At 71.2% G+C, this 1,057-nt stretch carries 2 pseudogenes; both read right to left on the bottom strand.

What is annotated here, in order from left to right:
• Positions 1-740, bottom strand: a pseudogene (locus tag AVAK2825_RS24685) (hypothetical protein); the annotation flags it as partial.
• Positions 741-775: 35 nt separating this feature from the next.
• Positions 776-1,057, bottom strand: a pseudogene (locus tag AVAK2825_RS24680) (hypothetical protein); the annotation flags it as partial.

The following is a 1,057-nucleotide window of genomic DNA, read 5'->3' as shown; positions in this document are numbered from 1 at the left end:
ACGTCCGCGGTCAAGCCGCCGAAGATCGCGCAGCCGTAGGCATCGCCGCTGCGGTAGGACAGGAGGTCCCCGAACGCAAACAGACCGCCGTGCGTGATGCCATCGACCGGCGCGATCCACAGCAGCAGCCAGCGATCGCCGGCCACGCAGCGCCACGGCCGCGCCGCGGACGATGCCGCATTGCTCTTGGGCCAATGGAGCCCGCCCGGCACCTGCAGCGCGCTGGGGAATGGGCCGGTGCCGGTGCTGATATCGCCCATCGACTCGTAGCCGAGCACGCGCGCCGTGGTGGTGCCGGTGTCGTCCAGGCGCAGCACGCAGCCGGTGGCCTCGGGCACCGATGGCTTGAGCGCGATCACGTTGGCGAGCTGCCCCGCGAACAGCTCCTGCCAGCCGGCCGCAGCCATGCGGCTGGTGATGCTGCCCGCGGCCCCGCCCGCCGCCGCATCGGGCGCCGCGAAGGTGACCCGGTCGGCGGCGACCGTGAGGATGCGCCGCTCGCCGTTGAGGCCGTCGCCGGTCGCGCCGGCAAAGAGGGCGACCGAGCCCACGCGGTACGGATGGCCCGAGGCATAGGTGGCGGTGGCCACGCCGGCCGTGACGTTGAGCGAGGCCACGGCGCCGGCGCCGAAGCCATCGACCAGGCAAGCCTTGATCACGGCGCGCAGCGCGCCGGCCGTGCCGGACAGCACCGGCGCACCGGCCTGGCCGGAGTCGAAAACTTTGATGGAAGTACTCATGATGATCCTGGGTGTCTTGTGGTGATGGGAAGGGCTCAGGCCGAGGGCGGACGGTCGACGTTGCCGCGGGGCAGCAGCTCGAACGAGTAGTCGATGGCGCTCGCTACGCCCGGTTGCACCGCACGGATGGCGGCAAACGGGTAGTACGCGCCCACGGTGGGCAGGAACAGCACATTGCCCGCCGCCCAGCCGTTGCCCCAGCCCGCCGCCTTGAGGACGAAGTACGGCGCGCCGGAGATGGGATTGATGGGCGCGATGTCCGTGTTGCGGCTGTAGGTGCCGACGTTGCCCACGTGCTCGCCGATCACCTCCACGTC

Source organism: Acidovorax sp. SUPP2825 (genome assembly GCF_030158995.1).
GTDB lineage: Bacteria > Pseudomonadota > Gammaproteobacteria > Burkholderiales > Burkholderiaceae_C > Paracidovorax.
This window is presented reverse-complemented; position numbering and strand designations above follow the sequence as displayed.